At 62.6% G+C, this 423-nt stretch carries 1 pseudogene; it reads left to right on the top strand.

The features are described 5' to 3' along the window. Positions 1 to 423 (top strand): annotated as a pseudogene (locus IL252_RS17400) (branched-chain amino acid ABC transporter permease); the annotation flags it as partial.

Raw genomic sequence — 423 nt, 5'->3', positions numbered from 1 at the left:
TTGTCGTCGTCCTCGGCGGCCTCGGTAGCTTCAGGGGTGCCGTCTTCGGCGGGTTGCTCGTCGGTGTCGTCCAGACGCTGATGCGGGCCTACAGTGGGTCTGTCGTGGCAACGGTCGGCGATGTCACGCTGAGCGTTCCCAATCTCGAGGGGTTGACTGTGTACCTGCTCATGATCGCCGTGTTGCTCGTGAAACCGCAAGGACTGTTCGGAACGCGAGGTGACGAGTCGGAAAGCGAGGGCGAGATCCTCGTCGGGGGGTACGGCGGGGTACTGGCGGACAGCACACGGGTACGGCTCGGCGGTATCGCCGTTGTCGCGCTCGCGCTCGCCCCACTCGCGATTCTGTTCATGGGCGACCAGTACTACCTCGTCGTTCTCAACGAGATCCTGATCTGGGCTATCTTCGCACTGAGTCTCGATA

The sequence above is a fragment of the Halomicrobium sp. IBSBa genome (genome assembly GCF_017612575.1).
GTDB lineage: Archaea > Halobacteriota > Halobacteria > Halobacteriales > Haloarculaceae > Halomicrobium.
The sequence above is the reverse complement of the archived record's forward strand: the minus strand, read 5'-3'. Positions and strand labels throughout refer to the sequence as shown.